The 23,832-nt window shown below is 41.2% G+C and carries 20 protein-coding genes; 7 read left to right on the forward strand and 13 right to left on the reverse strand.

Translation table 11 applies throughout. The features are described from left to right. The first annotated feature begins 5 nt into the window (after nt 1–5). Nucleotides 6–764 (forward strand): isoprenyl transferase, encoded by a 759-nt coding sequence (locus GJB62_RS01865; RefSeq protein WP_114082708.1) that lies wholly within the window; start codon nt 6–8, stop codon nt 762–764. A gap of 1,208 nt (nt 765–1,972) precedes the next feature. Beyond that, nucleotides 1,973–3,892, forward strand: coding sequence for an iron uptake porin (locus tag GJB62_RS01870; RefSeq protein WP_114082709.1), 1,920 nt, complete (start codon nt 1,973–1,975; stop codon nt 3,890–3,892). 237 nt (nt 3,893–4,129) lie between these two features. Here GJB62_RS01870 and GJB62_RS01875 read toward each other — a convergent pair whose 3' ends face one another. Further along, nucleotides 4,130–4,294 (reverse strand): hypothetical protein, encoded by a 165-nt coding sequence (locus tag GJB62_RS01875; protein ID WP_159402432.1) that lies wholly within the window; start codon nt 4,292–4,294, stop codon nt 4,130–4,132. A 203-nt stretch (nt 4,295–4,497) separates the two neighbouring features. Next, nucleotides 4,498–4,815, reverse strand: coding sequence for a thioredoxin (trxA, locus tag GJB62_RS01880; RefSeq protein ID WP_114082710.1), 318 nt, complete (start codon nt 4,813–4,815; stop codon nt 4,498–4,500). Between the two features lie 460 nt (nt 4,816–5,275). Between trxA and fabG the strand changes: the two genes are divergently transcribed. The 3 genes from fabG to GJB62_RS36890 all read left to right on the forward strand — a co-directional run bounded on the left by fabG (nt 5,276) and on the right by GJB62_RS36890 (nt 8,206). Continuing rightward, a complete protein-coding gene (gene fabG / locus GJB62_RS01885) occupies nt 5,276–6,022 on the forward strand; it encodes a 3-oxoacyl-[acyl-carrier-protein] reductase (protein WP_114082711.1) in 747 nt (248 codons plus the stop codon). Between the two features lie 569 nt (nt 6,023–6,591). Next, complete coding sequence (chrA, locus tag GJB62_RS01890; protein WP_114082713.1) at nt 6,592–7,812, forward strand: chromate efflux transporter; 1,221 nt, start codon at nt 6,592–6,594, stop codon at nt 7,810–7,812. 196 nt (nt 7,813–8,008) lie between these two features. After that, complete coding sequence (locus GJB62_RS36890; protein WP_209271463.1) at nt 8,009–8,206, forward strand: hypothetical protein; 198 nt, start codon at nt 8,009–8,011, stop codon at nt 8,204–8,206. Nucleotides 8,207–8,408: 202 nt separating this feature from the next. On the opposite strand, the gene GJB62_RS36895 is transcribed toward GJB62_RS36890, so the two are convergent. Beyond that, nucleotides 8,409–9,371, reverse strand: a complete 963-nt coding sequence (locus GJB62_RS36895) for a transposase (protein WP_209271464.1) — start codon at nt 9,369–9,371, stop codon at nt 8,409–8,411. A 639-nt stretch (nt 9,372–10,010) separates the two neighbouring features. On the opposite strand from GJB62_RS36895, the gene GJB62_RS01895 reads away from it, so the two are divergent. Further along, nucleotides 10,011–11,228, forward strand: a complete 1,218-nt coding sequence (locus tag GJB62_RS01895) for a glutathione S-transferase family protein (protein ID WP_114086263.1) — start codon at nt 10,011–10,013, stop codon at nt 11,226–11,228. 234 nt (nt 11,229–11,462) lie between these two features. On the opposite strand, the gene GJB62_RS01900 is transcribed toward GJB62_RS01895, so the two are convergent. Both GJB62_RS01900 and rppA read right to left on the reverse strand, forming a co-directional pair. After that, entirely contained in the window at nt 11,463–12,725 is a 1,263-nt protein-coding gene (locus GJB62_RS01900; RefSeq protein ID WP_114086262.1) for an ATP-binding protein, read from the reverse strand. Between the two features lie 311 nt (nt 12,726–13,036). Continuing rightward, complete coding sequence (rppA, locus tag GJB62_RS01905; RefSeq protein ID WP_114086260.1) at nt 13,037–13,708, reverse strand: two-component system response regulator RppA; 672 nt, start codon at nt 13,706–13,708, stop codon at nt 13,037–13,039. A 225-nt stretch (nt 13,709–13,933) separates the two neighbouring features. On the opposite strand from rppA, the gene GJB62_RS01910 reads away from it, so the two are divergent. Next, nucleotides 13,934–14,563, forward strand: coding sequence for a hypothetical protein (locus GJB62_RS01910; protein ID WP_114086259.1), 630 nt, complete (start codon nt 13,934–13,936; stop codon nt 14,561–14,563). Nucleotides 14,564–15,022: 459 nt separating this feature from the next. On the opposite strand, the gene GJB62_RS01915 is transcribed toward GJB62_RS01910, so the two are convergent. From GJB62_RS01915 to GJB62_RS01945, 8 genes are all read right to left on the reverse strand, one after another. Beyond that, nucleotides 15,023–16,348 (reverse strand): DUF58 domain-containing protein, encoded by a 1,326-nt coding sequence (locus tag GJB62_RS01915; protein ID WP_114086258.1) that lies wholly within the window; start codon nt 16,346–16,348, stop codon nt 15,023–15,025. Between the two features lie 28 nt (nt 16,349–16,376). Then, complete coding sequence (locus tag GJB62_RS01920; protein WP_114086257.1) at nt 16,377–17,234, reverse strand: nitrate ABC transporter ATP-binding protein; 858 nt, start codon at nt 17,232–17,234, stop codon at nt 16,377–16,379. A gap of 140 nt (nt 17,235–17,374) precedes the next feature. Continuing rightward, entirely contained in the window at nt 17,375–17,593 is a 219-nt protein-coding gene (locus GJB62_RS01925) for a hypothetical protein (protein WP_147262611.1), read from the reverse strand. A gap of 84 nt (nt 17,594–17,677) precedes the next feature. Further along, on the reverse strand, nt 17,678–19,684 hold the full coding sequence (locus GJB62_RS01930; RefSeq protein WP_114086255.1) for a nitrate ABC transporter ATP-binding protein: 2,007 nt from the start codon (nt 19,682–19,684) through the stop codon (nt 17,678–17,680). 122 nt (nt 19,685–19,806) lie between these two features. Further along, entirely contained in the window at nt 19,807–20,646 is an 840-nt protein-coding gene (gene ntrB, locus GJB62_RS01935) for a nitrate ABC transporter permease (RefSeq protein WP_114086254.1), read from the reverse strand. A gap of 92 nt (nt 20,647–20,738) precedes the next feature. After that, the gene (locus tag GJB62_RS01940) at nt 20,739–22,121 is read right to left on the reverse strand and encodes a CmpA/NrtA family ABC transporter substrate-binding protein (RefSeq protein ID WP_114086253.1); all 1,383 of its coding nucleotides are present in this window, start codon (nt 22,119–22,121) and stop codon (nt 20,739–20,741) included. Between the two features lie 471 nt (nt 22,122–22,592). Beyond that, nucleotides 22,593–22,715: a hypothetical protein gene (locus GJB62_RS37925; protein ID WP_258551513.1), complete on the reverse strand. Its 123-nt coding sequence runs from the start codon at nt 22,713–22,715 to the stop codon at nt 22,593–22,595. After that, nucleotides 22,693–23,817 carry a hypothetical protein gene (locus GJB62_RS01945; RefSeq protein WP_114086252.1) on the reverse strand — a complete coding sequence of 375 codons (1,125 nt, stop codon included), beginning with the start codon at nt 23,815–23,817 and terminating at the stop codon, nt 22,693–22,695. The genes GJB62_RS37925 and GJB62_RS01945 overlap by 23 nt, the downstream gene beginning before the upstream one ends. Nucleotides 23,818–23,832 lie beyond the last annotated feature (15 nt).

The following is a 23,832-nucleotide window of genomic DNA, read 5'->3' on the forward strand; positions in this document are numbered from 1 at the left end:
GACAAATGACAAATGACAAATCAAAATTACCCAGCGATTTAAATCCCCAAAAAATCCCCCAACATATCGCTGTCATTATGGATGGTAACGGAAGATGGGCAAGCAGTCGAGGATTACCGCGCATTGCTGGACATCGCCAAGGAGCAAAAACACTCAAAGAACTATTGCGTTGCTGCAAAGATTGGGGAATCAAAGCGTTGACAGCCTACGCTTTCTCAACAGAAAATTGGCAGCGTCCTGTTGAAGAAGTAGATTTTCTGATGCATTTGTTTGAGCGATTATTACATCGCGAGTTGGCTCAGATGCATCAAGAAGGTGTACGAATATCATTTATTGGAGATTTATCGGCTTTACCTAAGTCTCTACAAACAGAAATGGAGCGTTCAATGACAGAGACGTTGAACAATCAAGCAATCCACTTTACTGTTGCGGTCAACTACGGTAGCCGCAACGAAATTACCAGAGTTTGCCGTCAAGTAGCTCAACTCGTAGAACAGGGCCAACTCAGTGCGGAACAAGTGAATGAAGGTCTTGTAGAACAACACCTCTATACGGCAGATACTCCAGAACCCGATTTGCTGATTCGTACTAGTGGTGAGATGCGATTGAGTAATTTTCTTTTGTGGCAAATGGCGTATACAGAGATGTATTTCAGCGATATTCTTTGGCCAGATTTTAATCGAGAATCATTTCATCAGGCTTTGTTGAGCTACCAAAGTCGCGATCGCCGTTTTGGTCAAGTTAAAGCTTCACTGTCAGCTTAGGGTATTTGGAAAACCTCTCTCTTAAATTTCCCCCTTCCCGCATCGGTAAGGGGGAAAGGTTTCAAATCCCTCTTACCCCTTACCCCTTCCCCTTTCCCCAGCCATCACGCAGCATTTTTAGGTTGGCAGACTACTAGGTTGGTTGCTGCTATCAAGCATAAAGTAAAAGCACCCACAGTACCAGGATGGTATATGAGCGCTAATAAATTAAAACATTATTGAGGATAATCTATCTGCTATGACAGACCGAAGTAACTATAAGAATAGCAGGCGGTGGGTAAATAAACTGCAAGGGTAGTTACAAATGTTTTGTTAAAAATAGTACTTACTGTAAGGTGTTGTTTTTTTTGCCAAAATGTGATATATTGCGCTCCTTGTTGAAAAATTTTCTGTATGCGATCACTGTAAAGCTTCTCTTGGATGAAACTGGTTAATAACCGTAAGAGAACTTATTTATACCGTTTTCCTCCCGATCTTACCTGTACTTCAATCAAGACTGCGATCGCGGTCTCTTAATTTTTTTTGAATAAATTATCCTTTGGTAGGTATTGAGCCGAAATCCTGATACTGTTGGCGAAAGTGTTAAAACTAAAAGCTGCAACGGCAGATTGAAGGTTTGAGTTTAAATAATACTTTTAAATACAAATATGTATTACATTCGCTAACGATATCAAATCCTTGGCTCAATATTTATATTCTTGATCACAAAATCAGAATCAAGTAAGTTGGCGTTAAAAAAACTAAGTATATTACAAAACGTAAATATGCTTATAACCCTTACTAATGAATAATGACAAAGGACAAATGACAGCCTTAGCCAGTTAGCTTTAATTTCACCGATCTACTTATTTAATTATTATTTTGTCAATATAGCAATCCGATTTTAGATTTGAACAGAGAAAATTTGGAAAGCTTATGAATCAGGCATCCTACGGAGCTTTCTGTTCAAAAACCATTTATTATTTGCTATAGTAACTATAAAAACTATCAATATAATCTTTTGTTAATTCTTTCCAAAAATAGTATTTACTATTATTTAATACTTGCGATATAAGCTGATGTTCTGGTAAGCCAATTCAGAAAAAATCCTGATATCAAAAATTTAAAGTTGACAAGATTATCTTGCTAAAAATACTTTAAATTTACTTATCAATCAATTTTAAAATCGCAATTAATTTTTCCCTATTTTATCGGTGTTAGGAGTTATGATGGCAAAATATCTACTAGCTTCTGCTAGTGGGATGGGCTTTTTGTGTTTAATTGCCGGGTTGTCACCTGTGCAAGCCCTTCCTAGTTTAGAAATCGCAGATAAAAACGTAGCTGTTAATCAAGATGATAGCAGCTATCAAAAAAATGATTCTTATCAAAGCGATTTAGCAAACAATATTTCCAGTCAATTGCTGATAGCTAATGATAGTCAAAAAAATTTCCCCTCAGTCAATCAGCAGCAAAAAAATCAAGATTTAGGAGTAGATTCTGCTGTTAAGTTTGGGCAGCCAATCACAGCACAATCTGCAAGCTCATCTCCACCATCAGACAAACTTGCACAAGTAACATCCGTATCCCAATTGTCTGATGTACAGCCGAATGATTGGGCTTTTCAGGCACTCCAATCTTTAGTTGAGCGCTATGGTTGTATCGCAGGTTATCCGAATCAAACCTATCGCGGTAATCGGGCGATGACTCGCTATGAATTTGCTGCTGGCTTAAATGCTTGTTTAGAGCGAATCAACGAACTGATTGCGACTGCAACTGGTGATTTGGTCAAGAAAGAAGATTTAGCCGCGTTGCAGAAACTACAAGAACAATTTGCGGCAGAATTGTCAACATTGCGTGGTCGAGTAGATGCTGTAGAAGTTCGCACAGCAGAATTAGAAGCAAATCAGTTTTCTACGACTACTAAACTTAATGGAGAGGCAATTATTGCTGGTATTGGTGCTAGTGGTGGCGCTCCTAATGACAGTGACCCGAATATCATCCTAGTCAATAGAGTGCGGTTAAATCTCACTACTAGCTTTACTGGTAAAGATTCATTAATTACTGGATTGCAAGCCTATAACTTTTTGGGTGGAGTCGATGGACAGGGTAGCCTGCAACAAAGTTTAGGATTAGCTTCGCCGCTTTTAAGTTCTAGTAGCGCTCGTACCAGTTTTGAACCGCAATTTCCGGGGTTAAATGTCAATACTTTGTCGAGCGTTGGCGCAAACAGCATTCAGCTTTACAAATTGCTGTATATTTTTCCCGTCGCTAATAAATTAACCTTGTTTGCGGGAACTGCGGCGGAAACATCAGATGCTTTTCCTGCAATTACGCCTTTTTATGGTGAAGGACAAGAATCAATATCTCGTTTCGCTGGTTTAAATCCTGTAGTACGGATTTCTGGTGGGACTTCAGGTACTGGTTTAGCATCGGCGGCGGGCTTTATTTATAGTATTTCGCCGAATTTGGATTTACGAGCTTTATACGGCAGCGTAAATGCCAATTTACCCCAAAAATCTGCTAGTGAGGCACTACCAGGAGTTTCTACAACACCTTTGGGAGGAGGTTTATTTAGTGGTAGTAGTGTTATTGCCACACAGTTAACCTTCAAGCCAAGTCCCGCTTTTGATATTGGTTTAAACTATGCCCACAGTTATCACGAAATCAATATTTTGGGTACAGGATTAATTAGTAATGATATCGGTGCTTTAGCAGGGGTTGCAGCAGGGACACCGGTCACACTCAACTCTGTTGGCGGTACGGTAACATGGCGATTGTCTCCCAAGATAGCCTTATCTGGCTACGGTGCAGCACTATTTGTTGATGCTGCTTCAAATAGCGTGAATGCTTCCACCACCTTTACAAGTTGGATGGCGGGAATTCACTTCAGAGATTTATTCAAGTCAGGAAACACTGCTGGGATTCTTTTTGGTCAGCCGCTTTTCCGTAGTGATACTGGTGGTTCTGCTCAACTTACCCCCACAGGCGACAATCGGGCGACTCCTTACCATTTAGAAGCCTATTATCGCCTTCAAGTTAGCGATAATATCAGCATTACCCCTGGTGCGTTTGTTCTCTTTAACCCAGAAGGTAACAGCAACAATGAAACTACGACTGTAGGCGTACTTCGGACTACTTTTACCTTTTAACGATAGCTCCAAATAGCGATCGCACCCTAACTAGCAAGCAAATATCCTCACAAAAATAACACTCCTGAAAAGGAGTGTCGAGGATAAGATAAATAAGTAGAAATTTGGTGGACGATTATCGAATAATAATATTGTCTTTTTGCCCAAAATCTTTTATGCAAAACTGGTGAGATGCTTAGGTTAGCTATGCTAAGAATAAAGTGCGTAGCCCATCATAGATATCGCCTCACACATAACCTAATTGTTTCTTTTACCTGAGTTACCAGTTGGATTTGAAATTTGGTGCTTTTGTATAACCCGCTCAATTTGGCAAGTCACCGCATCTATTCTATATTTAACCTTATCAAAATCAATATTCACCCAAATATAGGCTTTGTCAGGTCTTTGCTGCTTATAATTCATATATTGCTTTACTTGTCAAGATATTTTGTTATATCTATACAATATAGCTATCTCAATTTCTAAACTACTTTCTCTAGACGTATAAGTAAATATGCTTAATATTTACTTAAGATTTTATCTGCTAGAAGTTCAACCACTATTTACTAAAAGAGACGCGATATTTCGCGCCTCTAAGAAGCAAAACCTAAATTCTAAGTATTAGCTTAAACTTTTGTTTGTAGATATTGCACCAACTGCGGTGCTTGCATCACTCCCTCTATCCTATCCACAGGTTGACCCTGCTTAAATAGTACTAAAGTTGGTAGAGCAGCAATTTGATACTGAGTAGCCAAATCTGTGTATTTTTCTGTATCAATTTTGACAATCCGTAGGCGATCCTTAAGTTGGAGATTGACTTGCTCTAAAATTGGCACCATCATTTGGCATGGGCCACACCAGTCAGCGTAAAAATCTACTAATACAGGTACATCAGAAGCAGACAGCATCTCTTCAAAGCTGTTAAATTCTTTTTTAGTTGCCATGTGACACACGCCGATTTTCAATTGTTTGTTTCAATAGTAATTCTTAGTAAATAAAATCGGTACAAGTTTATGAGTTTTGTTGGGAAAATATTAGATTACTCAATATAGATTGATTTATCCGCAAAAATCTTAAATTTTTATAATAAAATCCATGTATCGTGTGTGTTTGTGTATATGGATTAGATATGTATTTAAACCTATTTTAGCTGTCTAAATAAGGGAAGTTGGCACAATAAAATCATACTATGTAAAGAAAAATTAACTAGGCTAAAACCCTTATACCTATTGCCTTATTCCAAAGCTAAATATAAGGGATAACTTATCTATAAAATATCTAATTTGCAGGATGACAGCAAGATTGTCTTCCTAAAGAGTGAGATTTTATCTAGACAATATTCAGATGTTCCCTAAATCACCATAAGATAATTAGCGCGGTATTTCTAAGATTGAGGAACATTAAATGACATTATTACAAGGTAAAGTCGCAATTGTCACAGGTGCATCACGAGGAATTGGTAAAGCGATCGCAATTGAATTAGCTTCACAAGGAGCGATCGCAGTTGTCAATTATGCTAGTTCGAGTACTGCGGCTGAGGCAGTTGTTACAGAAATTACAGATGCGGGAGGTCAGGCGATCGCTATCCAAGCAGACGTTTCTAAAGGCGATCAAGTAGACGCACTAGTTAACGCCGTTATGGAAAAGTTTAGCCGTGTGGATATCTTAGTCAATAACGCAGGGATTACGCGCGACACACTGCTTTTGCGTTTAAAGCCAGAAGATTGGCAAGCTGTGATAGACCTAAATCTAACTGGTGTTTTCTTATGTACACGCGCCGTCAGTAAAATCATGCTCAAACAGCGATCGGGGCGAATTATTAACATTACCTCCGTTGCTGGGCAGATGGGCAACCCAGGTCAGTCCAACTACAGCGCCGCCAAAGCAGGTGTAATCGGCTTCACGAAAAGCGTTGCCAAAGAACTGGCTACTCGCGGTATTACCGTTAACGCCGTCGCCCCTGGCTTTATCACCACCGATATGACCAGCGATCTTAATAACCCCGAAGATATCCTAAAATACATCCCCCTCGGTCGCTTCGGTCAGCCCGAAGAAGTCGCTGGGATGGTGCGCTTCCTCGCCGCAGATCCCGCCGCCAACTATATCACCGGACAAGTTTTTAACGTCGATGGCGGAATGGTAATGGCTTAAATAACGCCGATGTGCAACTTATTTTTCAAACCCCTCTCCAAACCTCTCCCCCACAGGGCTACGGTGTACACACAAGTCTTATAAAGTTGTCTAACAGTGTTTCGATCCCCCCTAACCCCCCTTAAAAAGGGGGGAAATTTCTTCAATTCCCTCAATTTATCGGCGAATTTAGGGGGATAAGATGATTTGTGTGTACACGGTAGCCCACAGGGAGAGAGGCTTTGATTCTTGCTCCCCTTCCCTTGTAAGGAAGGGAAGGGGGTTAGGTTTGAGAGAAAGTGGCACACAGCGTTAAATAGTTCTGAGTTAACAGTCATTGCAAGGAGGTAGGAGGCTGAGGGTAGTTTTCCTCCTGCCTTCATCTGAAGAGATATATTTACGTTGACATACAACATAATTCTTCTGTAGAGTGAGTGCGTAATACTGTTTCACTTTCAGGTTGATAGAAATAGACCGCAGGGGACAGAATTAGAGACAAATCTATTTGTATCAAGCATTTCGTGAAATGGTATCAGCCCTAATCTTTTAAGATTAGTCTAAAACTGAATGAAAAATATTCCCTAGCAAAGATGACTAACTCAGCACCAAGTCGTTTGGGTGAACTCGCCAAACTGTTTTTTAAACTTGGCGTTATCGGCTTTGGGGGCCCGGTTGCCCATATTGCCATGATTGAAGATGAAGTGGTTAAGCGTCGTCAGTGGTTGACAAGGGAGCATTTTCTAGATTTGCTGGGCGCAACTAACCTAATTCCTGGGCCAAATTCCACAGAAATGGCTATCCATATAGGATACATCTATGCAGGTTGGCTGGGGCTGATTGTCTCAGGTATCTGTTTTATCTTACCTGCGGTTCTAATTACTGGGGGGTTTGCTTGGGTTTATGTTGCCTACGGCACTTTACCTCAAGTAGCTCCGCTCCTTTATGGGATTAAACCGGCTGTTTTAGCAATCATTATTAATGCCCTCTGGGGCTTGGCAAAAAAGGCTGTGAAAACTCGCCAATTGTTAGTGATTGCTTTAGCTGTGGCGTTAATAACATTATTATTCAAATTAAATGAAGTAATTGCCCTATTAGTTGGGGGATTGCTGGGTATGCTTTGGTTACATTCTGGCGATAAAAACGAGAAACCAGGAGATAAAGCCAACTTTCTAATTGCTAGTCTCACCACAGGCGCAACTTTAAAGGCATCAACAGTTGTTGCTGCATCAGTAGCTACCGCATCTACTGCAACCAACGTTTCTTTATGGCAGTTAGGTTGGTTTTTTCTGAAAGTGGGTAGTGTCTTGTTTGGTGGTGGCTACCTTTTGGTGGCTTTTCTCCAAGGAGGATTAGTTCAAGAATATGGCTGGCTGACACAACAGCAGTTACTAGATGCGATCGCAATTGGTCAATTTACTCCTGGGCCAGTACTTTCGACTGCTACGTTTATTGGTTATATCATTGCCGGCATTCCTGGCGCAATTATTGCCACAATCGGAATTTTTCTACCTTCTTTTGTTTTCGTTGCTGCCCTGAATCCCTTAATTCCCCGCTTACGGGCCTCTTCTTGGAGTAGAGCATTTTTGGATGCTGTGAATGTTAGTGCTGTAGCGCTAATGGTTGTTACCACCCTGCAACTGGGTGCAGCCACCTTAACATTACCACAAGCCCCATTTGTAGATTTTCTCGGTTTGGCGATCGCGATCGTCTCAGCCATTTTAGCTATTCACTTCCGCATCAATGCTGCATGGCTAGTCTTTGGTAGTGCTTTTATTGGATGGGGCGCTTCACTCTTAGGCTACACTCGTTGAAATTGCATATTTTATCAAGAAAAATGGGTTTAAAACCCCGTGTTTACTTCGGCTACGCTCAGTAACCATCCAGCACGGCTTTAAAGTAATGAGTAAGGAGTAATGAGTAATGAGTGAATGAAAAATGGGTATTTACTCATTACTTATTACTTATTACTCATTACTCCTTCTTCCCCGTGCGTTCACGGCGGTAAGGATGTCAACAAAACAGAATTTTGGAGTCATGCGATTTCTTGGTGAGGCTGCGCCAAATTTTCTAGGCAATAGGCATAAGGGTTTTAGACGTAGCGACTGTCTTAAAAGTCAAGCGATCGTTAACAAAAAAACGTGGGTTGGAGCATTGACGCAACAGAGGAACGCTGCGCTAGATTCGGCGGTGTCTGGTACGGGCTAGAAGACTTATGGCTTGTAGTCTAGATAGTCAAAGCCCGCACCAGACACTCCGCTTCGCCGCCGAATCTTCCTCGGTTGCTGGATTTCTCGTGTAGGCAAAAACAGCATGAAAAATTTACCCCAGTTATAGGGGAGCATCAATGCGGATGCCGTACATTGCTGGCTCTGGGCATCAAGCAAAGTATAAAAAGGTTGACTTGTGATTAAACATTGATAATTGGTTTAAAGTTGTCAGTTAGACACCAAGGCAAATTATCTCGAACCATTGCATTTAAAATGACTAACATCTTATGAACGCAAGCAGTTAGGGCCAATTTTTTGGATTTACCACGTTCGACAAGGCGCTGATAAAAGGCTTTGATAACGGGATTATGACGCATAGCAACCACAGCACCCATATAAAGAGTCGCTCGAACATGGGCACGACCACCATTAATCATCCGCTTACCTTTGTGTTGACCACTATCATGATTGATCGGTGCAACACCAACTAAACGAGAGATTTGTTTGGCAGTTAATTGACCGAGTTCTGGTAAGTCAGAAACGAGGGTAGTAGAAATAACTTGACCAATACCAGGAGTAGTTTTGAGTAAATTGACTTTATCAATCCATTGTTGATTATTTTGCGTCAATTCCTGAATTTGTTGATTGAGCTGTTTGAGACGCTCTTCAAGATATTCAATATGAGCCTCAATATCTGCTAATGCTTTACCACGGGCACGCGCCCGACGATTTTTCTCAGCAGTCTGCATCTCGACTAACTGTCTTCTGCGACTAATTAATTCGCCCAGTTGACGCGCTGTTTCAGATTCAATTGCTAACACCTGGGGTTTCATTGCTTCCCCAAAGTGTGCCAAAATTTGTGCATCAATAGCATCAGTTTTTGCCAACCGACCTGTGGCTTTCGCAAAATCTCTTCCAAGGCGTGGATTAATTAATGCTACTGGTAAAAGTGCTGCCTGCAATTGGATAATAAGTTCTGTTTCTAATCCTCCTGTTGCTTCTAACACAATCAGATTTAAATCAAATGATTTGAGTTGTTCTACTAGATGAGATATTTCTACTTCTGTATTAGCAACTTTCAATGCTTTACCCATTGGACGGATATAAACATCGAGAGTTGCTTTACTCACATCAATGCCTACCCATTGAGAAATATTTTCCATATTTCACTCTCAACTAATTTCTGTACCCTGTTTTGAATTCATCCCCTTGATTTAACTCATCCTTGCCCGATACGGACTGTATACTTTAAATATCAGCGTTTAAAGCTTTGACCCCGGCGACTGTTCGAGTTCTGTCAAAGAGATTGTTGTAGTGACCCATGCTACGAAGCGGTCTATTATGACCAAGGTTGGGACGGTCTACTACTATTTCTAAGATACAAGGTTGGGTGAAGCGGAGCGCAACCCAACATATATCAGAATGTTGGGTTACGCAAAGCCTCCACCCAACCTACAATTTTTTTGCTTTGTGTCCTTCTCTGACTAAAACAAGCCAAAAATATAAATATGGTAAATCTTGCTTTCAAACTATTTTCATGTGATAATCACCATTAACTCCGGTAAACCTATAAAGTTAACGGTGTTTATGACAGTAGTTGAAAAATTAAGTTTTTATCTGTACAAACTGGTATAAACATAGCTGTTTATAGCTCGATGGCTGCATCTAGAAAAAGTTTTCTACTTTGTGTAGTAACAGACATCATAATTTGAGTTTAAAATTCTAAATATTTAAAGATAAATTCTTTGTGCCAATTTTTATCTATATTTCCATTACCCAATCTAAATTTTTCAAGGTGAAATATGTCAATTCAAGACACCGTATCTAATTGGGAAGAACTATTAGAAATTGCCCAAAAAAATACACCTGCTCGACGGGTGCGTAGACCAGGGCAATCCCCTTCCACCGCTCCCATTCCTAGCAGTCTTCATAAACTACCACCAGATACAGAACCGCCAGTATTGCTCTACCGCGATACTAACTCTTGGTGTCCATTTTGCGAACGGGTTTGGTTTGCTCTTGAAGAAAAAGAAATTCCCTTTACAACGGAGTTTATCGACTTGACTAACAAGCCTAAATGGTATACGGATTTAGTTCCCACGACCCTTGTTCCGGCTGCCAAAATTGAAGGAGAGTTAGTCTATGAATCTAAAGAGATTCTATTAGCATTAGAAGAACGATTTGGTTCAACTTTGCTTCCTGAAGACCCAGAGGAAAACGCAGTTGCTAGGCAGTGGCTTGAAGAAGCTGAAACCAATGGTGTGAGAGATATCGCTTATAAATTCCTCCGACAAGCTCCCGAAGATCCTAATGAATTAGCAAGCTTACAGACAGCTTTTGAAGCTAAATTAGACGAACTTGAGCAACTTCTAGGAAAGTATTCTGGCCCCTACTTTTTATCTACATTTAGCGTGGTAGATATTACCTATAGCCCCCATTTAGATCGCTTGGCGGCTAACTTACCTGTTTATCGGGGATATCACCTCAAGGGAAATCCTCGGTATCCTCGCATCAACGCTTGGTTTGAAGCACTCAAACAGCGTCCTGCCTATCACCGCGTCAAATCGGATGATACCACCAACAATTTACTTCTACGTCGCCGATGGGGTGTGATACCAATCAGCAATCCTTTGCCCCCAGATCCAGCACTTAGCGAGGAAATCCAATTTAGGGCAGAGGCGGCTGAGAGATTGGCTGATAACCGAGAAGTTGCTTTAGGAGACATCCTGAAAAACTCCGGGGTGCAAGCATTGGCGGTTAATGGCGACACAACAGCCGTTAAAGAAGCGGTTGATTTCCACCTCAGATTGCTGGCCGACTATCTAATTAATGGCAACGGTGCAGCATTACCGTGGGGGCGCGTGGGCGGCAAAGACAACGCCGATCCGACTGTGGCTGCGGTTGGAGCCATCACACTCGCCTATGTGAGAAATCGCATCTGTGCGCCACGGGATATGAGCGCTGGTGCAGCAACTGCATTCCGGGCAGCAGCAGATAAGGTGTTGGCATCTCTTTATTAGCGATCGCTACCGACAGGTTAAGAGTCCTTTTGTCGGTATCAAAAGTTTTATATCCCAATACAGTTCAGTTAAGCATCTCTTTCTTCTCTCTGCGTTCTCTGCGCCTTGGCGGTTCGTTAAAAAAAATACTTTTCAAACAACCTTTTAGGAAAAAGATTTAGAAAGAGGTTTTCCAGATGCCATGAAAAGTCAGTTCCCCAACATCTTGCAAAAATAACTTTTGCAAGATGTTTATTACTTTAAAGGTAGAAAAATTTGTAAAGTCGTCCCTTTTTTTACTACACTTCTGAGACTAATCTGTCCCCCATGAGATTGAATTATTTGTTGAGCAATCGCTAACCCTAAACCGAATCCTCCAGTTTTGCGAGAGCGTTTCTTATCTACCCGATAAAATCGCTCAAATATATATGGCAAATCATTTTTGGGAATCCCAATCCCATTATCTATAACTTGAATTACAGCAGAATGAGACTGAGTAAATAAGTGCAACTGCACTTCTCCTCCAGCAGGAGTATATTTACAAGCATTATTAACTAAATTTACAACTGCTTGATAAAGCAAGTTAGCATCACCAAGCACAGTTACACTGTTATTAGGTAATTTAGAAATTAAACTAATATGTTGTGCATCTTGGTGTGTGACATAATCATTTGTTATCTGCACAAGTAAACTCTTGAGGTCAACTTCTTTTAGCGATTCGGTGGGTAATTGACCTTGAGAACGTGCTAGAAACAACAGATTAGTCACCAGAATACTCATTGACTGGCCGATATCAAAAATCTTTTGGAAGCGTTGACGTTGCACCTCAAGGTCGGTAGATTTAGACAGAAAGCCAAACTGAGCATTGCTAATAATTGCTGTCAAAGGCGATCGCAATTCATGGGAAGCATCAGCTGTAAACCGTTGCAGGTGATCGTAGCTGTGACGAATTGGTTGCATCGCTAGCCCTCCCAACCACCAACCAGTCAGGGCAATTGCACCCAAGGTAATCGGCACTGAAATCGCCAAAACTAGCCGAAATTCAGCTAAAGCACTTTCAATAGATGTGATTGGCATCGCTGCTTGCATATAACCAATTAATAAACCATCCTGGTAAACAGGCAACGTTACCTGACGCAGCCATACTTTATCATTGGTTTTGATAGTATCAAATCCACCTAATACCGAAAGGCGATCGCTCGGAATCGTACCAAAAAATTGTACTAGTTGCTTTTGGTCATCATACCAACTTGCATACACTAATCCTATATCTGGCAATGGTTCTACCATGCTTCCCAATAATGGGACATGTTCCAAGTCTAGCTGTCGGCGACCATTGTATAGTTCTGACTTCACATTCGCCGCCATCACACTGGTTTTTTTATACAGTAATATATCCAGTTCCTCTAACTCATCTATAACTTCCACATAGTAAACTACCGCCGCAAACCCAATTAAAATACTACCCATTGTTAGGGTGAACCAACTTGCAAGATTGCGACGGCTACGGTTAAACATAAGTAAGTTGGCACAATAAAATTAAACTATGTAAATAAAAATGAACTAAGCTAAAACCCTTATGCCTATTGCAATACAGTTCAGTTAACCATTTCTTTATTCTCTCAGTGTCCTCTGCGTCTCTGTGGTAGCCTGGGGCAAGCCGCTTTGCGTCTACGTAAAAAAAATTGACTTTGACAAAGAGTTTTAGCCTTAACTGAACCGTATTGATGCCTATTGCCTTATCCCAACGACAATTATTTACGCCCACTTACTTAACTTGTCATTGATCGTTGAAAGAAAAATTTCAAGGCTTCTAATTCTCAATTTAATTATTGGGGATTTAAGCGATAGCCCATACCGTAAACTGTTTTAATCCAGTCTGCTGCACCCAATACTTGCAAGCGCTGTCGCAACTTGCGTACTAGGACAGTTAAAGCATTGCTTTCCGGTTCCATACCCCACTCCCACAATGCCTCTTCAATCTGGTTGCGATTTAAAACCTGATTAGGATGACGCATCAGGTATTCTAATAATTTTGCTTCACGAGGAGATAATTCGACTTTTACGTGACTTCGTTCTACATTTAATTCAGCTAAATCCAATTGCAAATCTGCTACCCGTAGACTATCTCCCTGCCAATTGGGGACTCTCCGCCCCAAAGCACGCACCCGCGCCAAGAGTTCCACTAAGTCTGCGGGTTTGACTAAATAATCATCTGCTCCCGCATCTAAACCCATAACTTTATCAGGTGTGGTGTCTTTAGCTGTCAATATCAACACCGGTGCAGTTTTACCAGAGAGACGATACTGGCGACACAGACTTAAACCGCTAATTGTCGGTAACATCCAGTCTAAAATTAATAGATCGTAATGTTTTTGGGATATCAGCCACTGTGCAATTTCCCCATCTTCCGCAGCATCTACAATATATCCAGCTTCCGATAGAATACCTTGTAATGGTTCTAATTGTTCAAAATCATCTTCTACTAATAATATCCGCATACAACTTTTGATGTAAATTCATTACAGGGGAATTTCCCGCACTATATTAATAAGAAGGAAGTCAATTTTCTCTTATATGTTGTATTAGTACTATCCCAGGTTAAAAATTTAAAGTGTTCTACCAGAAGGCATATCATGAATGCGCCAATAGATAGTTTTTGGTATTTATCACTCCGTAAGTATCAGACCAATTAGTATTATATATAAACTAAAAACTAAAATATTATGCCTTATTTAAAACCACAGATTTTACTAATTATTCTACCTATGATAGTACTAGGTATTGCCTTTTGGACTGGTAGTGATTTGTTAACAAAAAAAATATTAGGATTCTCTCATAGGACGCTGGATAAGTTGCAAGCTGATACACTACCACAGGTGGAGCTAACACTTAATTTTACAGTGGTTGACATGAAAATAGAGAAAGAGCAAAAATTTACTCAAGTGAAGATTAAAACAGGAAATTCTCTGCTAAAAAGGTTAGAAATTGAAATTCCTAACTCCAAAGTTACAGAAGTAGCGATCGCACAAAAGTTTGGACTATATCCTCAACAACAAGAATTGAAGCTTAATAAACAAATACAAGTAAAAATTCCTGTGATTTTAAAAGTAATCAAAGCTGAAATTGAAAAAAAGCAAGGACTTAGCTTTATTGAGGTTAGAACCGCTAACAATACTCTACGGAAGTTGGATTTTGTGCTACCAGTCACTGAGATTAATATGGTAGAAGCAATGACTGCTAAGTTACTAAATTTGTCTCCTGAAGAAGTCAGAAAGCTAATACGGTATCAAGTTCAAAATCAATATTGGTTAAAACCTAAAATAAAGAAAGCCGCTAAAACTGAAATAATTTAAAATACCAATAACGAATAAATTAGTAGAGACATATTAGTCAACACAGTTCAGATAAGACCAAAACACTTGTAGAGACGGCGATTTATCACGTCTCGTTGAACCGTATTGACATATTAGTATAGGGGCGCAAAGTGCAATTTCGCGTTTCTACTAAGTAGATAGACATCATTAAATATAAATTGACATCCTCACCGCCGTGAACGCACTCTTAAGAAGGAGTAATGAGTAATAAGTAATGAGTAAATACCCATTTTTAATCCACTCATTACTCATTACTCCTTACTCATTACTTTAAAGCCGTGCTGGATGGTTACTGAGCGTAGCCGAAGTAAACATGGGGTTTTAAACCCATTTTTTTGATAAACTCTTAGTTTGTAGTAAGCGATTTATCGCTCAGAGCAAGGATTATCAGGACTAAAGTCCTGACTACAAACTTTAAATTTATTTATGCCTAGATACTTAAAGTTGATTCCGCGCTTTTAATTGCAGATATCGCTCAACTACCTGATCGGCAATTTGATTTGCTGGTGCATCTAGTACTAATACACCTTTTTGTTTCAATTGAGCGAATGCGACTTGTCTTTGCATTAATAAATCGAGTGACACTGCACGGGCATAAGCTTCTGTAACATTATCTGTAAAAGTATGTGCCAAATGGTCAACTTGTGGATCTCGGAGAGTAACACAAAATGGCAAATAGCGAGGCGCTAATTTGGAGAGTGCAGCCAGGAGTTCTGTAGAGGCGGTGACATCAACTAAGTCGGTAATTACGACTACAAGCGCCCTGCGAGTTTGACGTTGCAAAACATTTGTTACCGCCCCCAAATAATCAGATTCAAATAATACTGGTTGAATTGGAGTGAGGCGATCAATTAGCTGATTTAAATGATGTTGACCGCGTTCTGGGGGAATCCATGTGTGCATCTGGCGGTCAAATACACCAACACCCACGCGATCGCCTCGATGTAACCCCGCCAATGCTAAGGATAAGGTTGCATTCAAACCCCAGTCAAATCGCTGCAAGTTCTGCACCTTTGCAGTCATCAACCGTCCGCGATCGAGCAAGATTAGTAAAGTTTGTTCTTGTTCTGGTTCTAAAACCCTTACCAGTGGCGTTGCATTCCCATAAGCACCAACCCGACGGGCGGTAGCTTTCCAATCAATAAAGCGTAAATCGTCACCAGTGCGATAATTGCGTAGTTCGGCAAACTCTGTACCAATACCAGTTTTGCGAGATTGGCGCATTGACCCTGATGATTGCAATGTTAAACGAATTGTGAGCGATCGCAATCCCACTAAATCAGGATAAACTTTCACTGGCAGACTGTGGGAAATTTGCCAATCATCCCAAGCTAATCCCCAAATTCCCAATTGTCGAACTTGAATATTTCCCCAAGGAAACTCGCCGCGCTGTTTTGGGTTGACGGTATATGTCAATTCCTGAGTGGTATTACTGGGAATAATCGCTCGGTGTGTGGGCGCTGATACACCAAACCCTGTTGGGTAGTAATCGCAGATTTCAATTAAGGCGTTGGTATTTGGCGATGTTACTTTTAGGATTACCGGATTATCGCGCCCAATGGATAACCGGGACGGTAATTCGCGGGTAATTTGCACGCGAGAACGCCGCACCTGCAAGCCATCTGCAACCATCAATCCAAGAATTATGGCATCAAATAGCACAATGATAGCGATCGCTGCTTTAATGCTGAAAAAAAGGTATAGGATCGGGGCGATCGCTATACCTAAAACTATCAACATATAAACTCGTTTGGAAGGAAGCATTTTAGAAATTAGGAGAATGACGATTAGTTTAACCTACGTCATCATGTGCAAAGCGATTAAAGAGGAAATCTAAGGCATAATTGCGTAGTTGGTAGTATTGGGGATCTTCCATGATGCGGGCGCGATCGCGGGGACGAGAAAAAGGAATTTCCATAACTTCGCCAATTTTCGCGTGTGGGCCATTGGTCATCATTACCAATTTATCTGCTAAAAATAGTGCTTCGTCGATGTCGTGGGTAATCATCAGCACTGTACAACGGTTATCGCCCCAAATTTTCAGCAATTCTTCTTGTAATTCTTCTTTGGTAATTGCATCCAGCGCCCCAAAAGGTTCATCTAAAATTAAAACTTTCGGACGAATCGCCAAAGCACGGGCGATAGAAACCCGTTGTCTCATCCCACCGGACATTTGCATTGGTTTCTTTTCCATTGCATCAGCCAGTCCCACCATTGCTAAGTGATCGCGCACGATCGCTCTTTTTTCGGCTTGTGGTTTGTTGGGATAAACGGCGTTAACAGCTAAATAGATGTTTTCAAAAGCAGTCCGCCAAGGTAGCAGGGCATAGTTTTGGAAGACAACCATCCTGTCTGGGCCTGGTTTGGTAATGGGTTCTCCTTCGAGTAAGACTTGCCCGGAGGTGGGAAAGTTAAAACCGGATACCATATTTAACAGTGTCGATTTGCCACAGCCAGAGTGACCGATGACGCAAATAAACTCGCCCTGTTCAACGTTGAGATTAACGCCGTCTAGTACGGTGAAGGGGCCTGTCTTTGTGGGATAAACTTTGGTAACGTCTTTAATTTCTAGGAAAGGTCTGCGGCTGGTGGTTGCAGCTGCGAATGGTTTTCCTAGTGTGCTTGTAGCTGTTGAGTTGCGGTTTTGCATGGTATTTGGTATTTGGGGATTAAAAAGCTAAATGTAGGCGATGCGAAAATGAATATTCTGACCTAGAAGGGGAGAGGCTTTGAATATCCCCCTTCCCTACAAGGGAAGGGGGTAGGGGGTTAGGTCTTTTGCTGATTTTTTCAGATGATATAAAAAGTCAGATCATTAACGGAGATAAAAGGTGGATTCATCCAGTTCAAATACTCATTAACGGAGATAAAAGGTGGATTCATCCAGTTCAAATACTCATTAACGGAGATAAAAGGTGGATTCATCCAGTTCAAATACTCGTTAACGGAGATAAAAGGTGGATTCATCCAGTTCAAATACTCGTTAACGGAGATAAAAGGTGGATTCATCCAGTTCAAATACTCGTTAACGGAGATAAAAGGTTCGCGTGTGATGTGCTACTTCTCCCACTCCCTCTTTCTCTCACGACTTTTTTATGACGCGAGTCTCCTTCTCGGTGCATCAAGAACAACTTCCGCGACTGAAAAATCACGTTTAATTTTCAAGTTGTTGAGATAAGCGATCGGATCATCGGCGTTAAAGGGAGTACCATCGAACAGTTGAATCGGTTGGCGAATATAGCTAATATCCAAACCTAATTCTCGTGCGGCGGTGCTGAAAACACGCACTCGACACACCCGTTCAACAACTTCTACCCAATTTCTGGGGAAAGGAGTATCACCCCAACGCGCCAATTGACTCATAATCCAAATTTGTTCGGTGCGACTAGGACGGTTGATGGCAGAATCGGAATAGAACTGGAGATGGGCATAGTCTCGCAATGGATGGTCTAAGTCACAGGTGAGACTATCTGGATCTTCGAGTTGAATGTATTCTAAATCAGTGCTGACATAATCTCGCCCTGCTAAAATTTGCCGAATTTCTTGGGTATTTTCGGGATTTGCACAATAATGGCAAGCTTCTAACAATGCTTTAGTCAAGGCGATATGCGTATTTGGATAATTTTCTGCCCAATCTTCCCGCACACCAAGAACTTTACCGGGGTGTCCCAGCCAAACTTCTAAATCGGTAGCGATGGTAAAGCCAACATTTTCCACAGCAGCGCGGTAGTTCCAAGGTTCGCCTACGCAGTAACCATCAATGCTTCCAGCTTTGAGGTCGGCTACCATCTGCGCTGGGGGAATGGTCTTCATATCCACATCGCTATCGGGGTCAATTCCACCAGCCGCTAGCCAGTAACGCAGCAACAAGTTGTGCATCGATGCGGCGTGTACTACTCCCATTGTGTGCCGTTGGTCACGGGTGCGAAGCAGGTATCTTTTGAAGTCTGATAAGGTTTGTACACCTTGGTCGAGAAAGCGTTTTGCCAAGGTGATGGCGTTACCGTTGCGAGTCATGGTAAGGGCGGTGACAACGGGCAGAGGTTGGTTATTATGTCCTCCCAAAGTTAACCACATCGGCATCCCTGAAGGCATTTGAGCCGCATCTAAGTAACCACCACTTATGCCATCTTCTATACCCCGCCAGCTACTTTCCCGCACCAGGTTAACTTCATCTAAACCATGTTTGAGAAAGAAGCCTTTTTCTTTAGCAACTGCTAAAGGGGCGCAAGCTGTCAGAGGTAAAAAGCCAATTTCTAGGTTAACTTTTTCTAATCCATGACGGGCAACGTCGGCAGTTTTCCGCGCCCGAATTTTTTTGATTCGTTTTTGCTGATTGAGGAAGTAAATCATCTCACTCCGCAAGCTGTAGTAGCTGGGATGTTCTACCACTTCCATCCGCTTGCGGGGTCTGGGAATATCCACTTCTAAAATGTCACCAATTTTAGATTCGGGGCCGTTGGTTAACATCACAATTCTGTCAGATAACAGCACGGCTTCATCGACATCATGTGTCACCATTACGGCGGTAACTTGATTTTCTTCGCAAATTTGCATCAGTTGTTCTTGCAAATTGCCGCGTGTGAGTGCATCCAACGCACCAAAGGGTTCATCTAGCAAGAGTAATTTGGGACGAATCGCTAAGGCGCGGGCGATCGCAACTCGCTGTTTTTGTCCACCTGATAACATCCCCGGTTGTTTGTCAGCATGGGGACGCAAACCCACCATATTTATATGTTTTTCGATAATGGCGTTGCGTTCAGCTGCGGGTAAACCTTTCATTACTGAGTCCACAGCGAGGGCAATATTTTCTCTTACCGTCCGCCAAGGTAATAAGGAATAATTTTGGAACACCACCATCCTATCTGGGCCAGGTTTGGTGATTTTTTGTCCTTCAAGAGTGACAAGACCCTCAGTAGGCAAATCCAAACCCGCAATCATATTTAATAGGGTGGATTTACCGCAACCGGAGTGACCAATCAAAGAAACGAATTCTCCTTTTTTAATTTGGAGGTCGATTCCTTTGAGGGCGATATATTTGCCACCACCAGTTAATTCAAAAACTTTTTCAATTTGATCGACAGCTACGAACATACTTATTTGTCCTTTGTCATTAGTCTTTTGTCATTAGTCTTTTGTCTTTCGCCATTAGCCCTTAGTACGTGGTCATTAGTCCTTAGCTTTCTACAAATGACCAATGACTAATGACCAATGACTAATGACTATTTTTGCTCTGCTGGTAAAATCTTGTTTTGCAGCCAACCCATCGCTTTATCTAGGAGTAAACCAACAACACCGATGTAAACTAGAGCTAAAATTACTTCGCTGACGTTGTTATTTTGATAGGCATCCCAGATGAAAAAGCCGATGCCGACAATACCGGACATGACGATTTCGGCGGCGATAATCGCTAACCATGCTAAACCGATCGCAATTCTCAATCCGGTAAAGATGTAGGGTAATGCCGCAGGAATCAAAATGTTAGTGAAATATTCTTTGCGGCTAAGTTGCAGAACTTTGGCGACGTTGTTGTAATCTTGGGGAATTTGGGTTACGCCTACAGCAGTGTTAATTAAGATGGGCCAAATGGCGGTAATGAAAATTACGAATAATGCTGCGGGTTCGTTTTGTCGTAAAGCTGCTAAAGAAATTGGAACCCAAGCTAGAGGTGGTACAGTCCGCAGTAGTTGAAAGATGGGGTCTAATGCTTTGGACATGGTTCTATTAACCCCAATCAAAATGCCCAAGCCAATACCAACGATCGCAGCTAGGGTATAACTGATCGCAACCCGTTGCAGACTGGCGAGAATCTGCCAAAATAAACCTTTATCAAGTCCACCCCGGTCATAAAATGGCCAGAAAATGAGAATCCAAGTATCTTGAACAACTTGTATTGGCCCTGGTAATGTAGCGCCCGGAGTCCAAGAGAAGAGTTGCCAAATAGTCAGGAAAATTGCGATCGCGATCGCTGGTGGTATCAGGTCAGGAAATTGCTTTTTCAGGCTGGATATAAAGCCATTACTCAATCTAGGATTTGCAGGGCGTTTTTGGGCTATTGTCATGATGCTGTATTCTCCTCAAATTTTATTTGTTATTTGTCCTTTGTCATTTGTCCTTTGCAAAGAACTAATGACCAATGACTAATGACTAATGACTAAACACTGACTTTTTTGATTTTCAAATTTTTCAAATATTCTTCTGGCTTTTCGGGGTCAAATTTGATGCCATCAAAAAACTCTTCTACACCACGGGATGTATTTGTGGGAATATCAGCAGCAGTAATTCCAGCTTCTTTGGCAGCTTCTTTCCAAATATCTTCGCGGTTGACTTTGTTGATAAGTTCCTTTGCTTTGGCAGCATTATTGTCAATGTAATCTTTTGGCAAGAATCCCCAGCGAACGTTTTCAACTATGAACCATAAATCATGACTCTTATATGGATAGGAAACACTACCTTTTTCATCTTTCCAGTAGTAAGCCGCCATCGATTTATCATCAATTTTGCGACCATCACCCATGTCATACTTACCTTGGTATGGATCAGCTAGAATTTCCGGTGAAGAAAGATTGAAATAATTCCGTCCAGCCAGAATTTGAGCAGCTTCTTTGCGATTGTCAAAATTATCTAGCCATTGCTGTGCTTCCATAATTCCTTTTAAAATTGCTTTGGTAGCCTTGGGATTTTTATCAACCCAGTCGCCTCTCATGGCAAGATATTCTTCAGGATGATTTTTCCAAATTTCTGCGGTTAATGCTGCTACATAGCCAATCTTGTCTTGTACCAGGCGATAAGGCCAGGGGTCGCCTGTACTAAAGGCATCCATTGTTCCTGTTTTCATGTTGGCCACAGTTTGCGCTGCTGGTACTGTGAGCAACTTGACATCTGCATCTGGATCTAAGCCGCCTGCTGCTAACCAGTAGCGAATCCACAAATCTTGGTTGACGTGGGGAAAAGTGAATGCAGCAGTGAAGGGTGTTGAAGATTTTAATTCCTTAAATAAAGACTTAGCGCCGGCGAGTTGTAGACTAATACCTTTGCCTTGGTGCTTGTTTGCGATCGCAATTCCATTTCCATGTGTAACCAATTGACATAAGACATACATGGGAATTTTTTTATTTCCCTTGGTAATTAAACCTTCTGTAATTAAATGTGGCATTGGCATCTGCCATTGACCGCCATCTATACCACCACCGGCAGAACCAATTTCTACGTTGTCTCTGGCTGCACCCCAAGAAGCTTGTTTGGAAAGACCAACATCAGTCATACCATACTTTGCAAAAAATCCTTTTTCTTTAGCAATAATTAAAGGAGCCGCTTCTACAATGGGAATATATCCTAGCTTGACTGTAGTAGTTTCTGGTGCTTGTTCGGAACTAATATTAGCAACCGACTGAGCAGTTGGTTGTGCTTTAGTGCTTCCACCAGTCAGGTTTTCAGGAGGATTGCCCAAACAGCCTTTGAGTAATACAGCACTCGCAGATACTCCGGCTGTAAATATAAATTTGCGGCGAGAAATTTGATTAAAAAATTCTGTCATAAATATCTCCGTCGAAGGTAAATTTTATTTTTTATAGCTATAGCAAATTAGGCAAAAAACATTGTGTTTGTTGCGCTACTAATGATTAAGCTATATTTGGCAATGTAAACCCAGCCATTTCATCAATGACACGGCTACTTATATAAAAACTCGGCTAATTTATTGGCTCTGGTCTAGTCTGACGCAGAGGCATCATTCACCTTGTTGAAAACAGTTTACAGCCTTTGAAGCAAAATTAGTTCACTCGTTGCCTCGAATTATTAAACAAATATTAGATTGGATATATAAGTAAAAATTTATCTATTTTCCTTAATCATAGGAATAATTTCTAATGTATAAACTCTTGCTTATGGAAACTATCATGTTTACTTGATGATTGACTATCTTTGCTTGTTTTGTAACTGAATTTTAGTAGTCTTTTGTCATCTATAAGTTTTTATTTATAGCAACTATTATATTATCCCTATTAATTTAGGAACGCACTGCGATGAGAGTGAGATAGTAAGGCTGGGAAAGTTGGAAACCGAAGTAAACACCCCAAATAGGTGTATTTCTTATCCAGCGATCGCAACTATCTGCCATTTCCAACACCATGAATAAACCCCGTCTCTTTAAGCAGCAGCCGTAGTTCTGCGTGACGAAGTTTAGTGTCCTTGTTGTTGTTTTCCCACATATCAGAAAAGAAATCTTGCATCAGCACAATGATACTGCGGTACTTGACAATGCTAGCAACATAAAACTTATCTAACTTCATGATTCCATCAGCATGTATCTGCTCGATGTTGTCGAGTAATATAGACCGCAGTTCATGAGGTTTTAAGCCTTCTTTTATGCCATATTTTTCTATAATCCTGCGTTTATCGTTCTCCGAACACAAATCATACGGCGATCGAATCAGATGACCAAGATTTCGCAGGACTTCTCCATAGTCATAAAATGCGTTCTGCTTAAAAAAAGACTTTTCATCTTTCGTCAAAGTAAAACTTTTGTCAAGTACCAAACCAAAATCGGTCAGATATGTCTGCTTACCGTCGGTGAGGATATTGCGAAAATGTGCGTCAAAGTGGATGATTCCCTTCGTTCTCAAAAAGGTAATCGTCGTGCGTAAGTCATCCAGGGGTTTTTGAAGTTTGTTAGGGTTGTCTTGCAGCCATGTTTCCAGAACATACGGTATGTACTCTAGAAATAGAAGCAACTCATAGTTAGCGATCGCTCTATCTAACATATAATTCCCGGCGTTGGCACTATTGCCCCAGTACTCCACATAATCTCTTAGACGTTCCATATCGACATCCGCACGCTGCCCAGAGAAAGGAATAATCCGATAATGGTACATCAGTGGGAAAGTAGCAATTGCCCCCGACAATACCCAGTTGGTTGTCTTGATATGAGTCACGAGTTCTCGAAAGACACCAAAACCAGTGGAACCGAAGCCGTAATTACAGTAAGTCGGCAGGTTATAAAGGTTTCTGGTGGAGAACAGGTTGTCAAATTCGATATTTGTAAGCGGAACACGTTTCACAAAAACTTTGGATTCACCAAGGACGATGGTGTGATTCATTCCCCAACCCGTACTCGACTCATTTGACTCACTATTGTCAAACAGAGAACGCAATTGGGCATTATCCAACTGAGCGATTTGTGAACTGAGCTTGAAGTACCTCTTCCTTCTAAGTTCTATATGCTTCTTAGGCATTTTTCCCCGTCCAGC

Source organism: Nostoc sp. ATCC 53789 (assembly GCF_009873495.1).
Lineage (GTDB): Bacteria > Cyanobacteriota > Cyanobacteriia > Cyanobacteriales > Nostocaceae > Nostoc > Nostoc muscorum_A.

Excerpts from the sequence above, each read along its gene's own strand:
- GJB62_RS01910 (WP_114086259.1), top strand. The coding sequence starts at position 13,934 with ATGCCTTATTTAAAACCACAGATTTTACTAATTATTCTACCTATGATA.
- chrA (WP_114082713.1), top strand. The coding sequence starts at position 6,592 with ATGACTAACTCAGCACCAAGTCGTTTGGGTGAACTCGCCAAACTGTTT.
- GJB62_RS01940 (WP_114086253.1), bottom strand. The coding sequence starts at position 22,121 with ATGACAGAATTTTTTAATCAAATTTCTCGCCGCAAATTTATATTTACA.
- ntrB (WP_114086254.1), bottom strand. The coding sequence starts at position 20,646 with ATGACAATAGCCCAAAAACGCCCTGCAAATCCTAGATTGAGTAATGGC.
- GJB62_RS01925 (WP_147262611.1), bottom strand. The coding sequence starts at position 17,593 with ATGAATCCACCTTTTATCTCCGTTAACGAGTATTTGAACTGGATGAAT.
- GJB62_RS01875 (WP_159402432.1), bottom strand. The coding sequence starts at position 4,294 with ATGAATTATAAGCAGCAAAGACCTGACAAAGCCTATATTTGGGTGAAT.
- GJB62_RS37925 (WP_258551513.1), bottom strand. The coding sequence starts at position 22,715 with ATGGTGTTGGAAATGGCAGATAGTTGCGATCGCTGGATAAGAAATACA.
- fabG (WP_114082711.1), top strand. The coding sequence starts at position 5,276 with ATGACATTATTACAAGGTAAAGTCGCAATTGTCACAGGTGCATCACGA.
- GJB62_RS36895 (WP_209271464.1), bottom strand. The coding sequence starts at position 9,371 with ATGGAAAATATTTCTCAATGGGTAGGCATTGATGTGAGTAAAGCAACT.
- GJB62_RS01870 (WP_114082709.1), top strand. The coding sequence starts at position 1,973 with ATGGCAAAATATCTACTAGCTTCTGCTAGTGGGATGGGCTTTTTGTGT.
- GJB62_RS01900 (WP_114086262.1), bottom strand. The coding sequence starts at position 12,725 with ATGTTTAACCGTAGCCGTCGCAATCTTGCAAGTTGGTTCACCCTAACA.
- GJB62_RS36890 (WP_209271463.1), top strand. The coding sequence starts at position 8,009 with ATGTCAACAAAACAGAATTTTGGAGTCATGCGATTTCTTGGTGAGGCT.
- GJB62_RS01895 (WP_114086263.1), top strand. The coding sequence starts at position 10,011 with ATGTCAATTCAAGACACCGTATCTAATTGGGAAGAACTATTAGAAATT.
- trxA (WP_114082710.1), bottom strand. The coding sequence starts at position 4,815 with ATGGCAACTAAAAAAGAATTTAACAGCTTTGAAGAGATGCTGTCTGCT.
- GJB62_RS01945 (WP_114086252.1), bottom strand. The coding sequence starts at position 23,817 with ATGCCTAAGAAGCATATAGAACTTAGAAGGAAGAGGTACTTCAAGCTC.
- GJB62_RS01920 (WP_114086257.1), bottom strand. The coding sequence starts at position 17,234 with ATGCAAAACCGCAACTCAACAGCTACAAGCACACTAGGAAAACCATTC.
- GJB62_RS01865 (WP_114082708.1), top strand. The coding sequence starts at position 6 with ATGACAAATGACAAATCAAAATTACCCAGCGATTTAAATCCCCAAAAA.
- rppA (WP_114086260.1), bottom strand. The coding sequence starts at position 13,708 with ATGCGGATATTATTAGTAGAAGATGATTTTGAACAATTAGAACCATTA.
- GJB62_RS01915 (WP_114086258.1), bottom strand. The coding sequence starts at position 16,348 with ATGCTTCCTTCCAAACGAGTTTATATGTTGATAGTTTTAGGTATAGCG.